Here is a 449-nt window from a genome sequence, read left to right as displayed (position 1 = left end):
ATCCGCCGGAGGCCCCGGTCGTCGGCCGCGTCGATCTCCGCGCGGGTGAACCGCACGGCACGGCGCCGGTTACGGGCCGCGACCTCACGCCGGCGCAGCACCACCGCGCGCACCCCGTAGGCCAAGACGCCCGCGGCGAGCAGCCCGGCCCACCAGCCCAGCCGTGACCACAGCCAGCCGACGACGAGCATGGGCAACCCAAAGGCGAGCAGCACCCCCGCGAACGCGGGCGCGATCTCCCACCAGCGCGGCCCGTACTCACCACGCAGGATCACCTGCAGCTCCTCGCGCTGACGCCACGCGCGTCGAGTCCCCTCCGGAGACCGGCGCAGCGACCACACGCTGCTCACCCCCACCACCACCCCATACCTGTTTGACCCCATGTCATATCTGCCCGCACGGGGGCCCGTACAGCTGCGTCCGCGCGGACCACTCTCAGGCCGCCGATA

Annotated in this window: 1 pseudogene; it reads right to left on the bottom strand. The window is 73.1% G+C overall.

Annotation, left to right across the window (positions count from 1 at the left end):
- Nucleotides 1-275: pseudogene (locus G3I78_RS48340) on the bottom strand (hypothetical protein); the annotation flags it as partial.
- Between the last annotated feature and the right edge of the window lie 174 nt (nt 276-449).

Origin of the sequence: Streptomyces sp. SID13726 (assembly GCF_010548375.1) — a bacterium.
Taxonomy (GTDB): domain Bacteria; phylum Actinomycetota; class Actinomycetes; order Streptomycetales; family Streptomycetaceae; genus Streptomyces.
Note: the sequence above shows the minus strand (reverse complement) of the source record. Positions and strands in the feature narration are given on the sequence as shown.